We start from the raw sequence: 894 nt of genomic DNA on the forward strand, positions 1-894 counted from the left end.
GCTTCTGTTTCCCTCCTCGTTCATGGCACTCCAGCAGAGCAGACACCCCTTGGTAAACTTTGGTTAGGGGCTAATGAACTACGTGGCGGTGTAGAAATTCTCAAAACACCCATCAACATTCCTTTGCGTGCTGATGTTCGCGAACAATTCAAGATTTTATTGAGGTTTTAACATGAAACATGAAAGCGGACTACCCTTTGCAATTGATAGATCGGTAGGCAAAGATGAACAACAAAGCGTGGTGTTTTATGGCAGGCGCTCTTTTCTTCAAGGTGGTGAACTCAATGAAATGCAAACCATCATAAGGGGGCGTCATGACCGTTTGGGGCGCCTTGTGGCACAAGAAGGAGACCGCGTTGAACGAGCAGATGCCTTTGTCAATAAAGACACAAAAACCGTTACCTTAACGGAGGGCAAGATTTATATCGCAGGCGATATCTTTCCCGTCTCAAATGCTGTTCTCACGAATATTTCCATGATGGGGCGCGTGGAAATCGGTGTAAAGTTGCAAAAGAAATGGGTGACCTATGAGGATGATCCAGAACTGTTAGGACAAGTTCCAGGCTCCTTGGCAGAAGGAGAGCCCGGGGCGGCACGCGAGGTCGCAAAACTTGTCTGGGCTCTCAAAGATGATGACCAGAAAGGGACTTTTTTTCCGGTCTATATTTTGCAAGATGGTGTTTTGATTGATCAAAAATCCCCCTCATTACTTGAACCCGCTATGCAAGCCATTGCAACGTATGATCGCGCCCATGGACACTATATCGTGGGGGGATGCCGTGTCACAGCTTTGGGGCAAGAGGGACAAAAGCAAGTGTTCAGTATTCAAGAGGGAGAAGCCAATATCAATGGTTTCAAACGCAAGCGTTTGGCTGCTTTGCGCTATGAAGAACT

1 protein-coding gene and 1 pseudogene are annotated in these 894 nt (G+C 47.1%); both read left to right on the forward strand.

The features are described from left to right. Positions 1-171, forward strand: a pseudogene (locus ACFIO5_RS10930) (phage tail protein); the annotation flags it as partial. A gap of 1 nt (position 172) precedes the next feature. Then, a partial coding sequence (locus tag ACFIO5_RS10935; protein ID WP_375705417.1) for a DUF4815 domain-containing protein occupies positions 173-894 on the forward strand: 722 nt, incomplete at its 3' end.

The sequence above is a fragment of the Bartonella sp. AA86SXKL genome, from assembly GCF_042196885.1.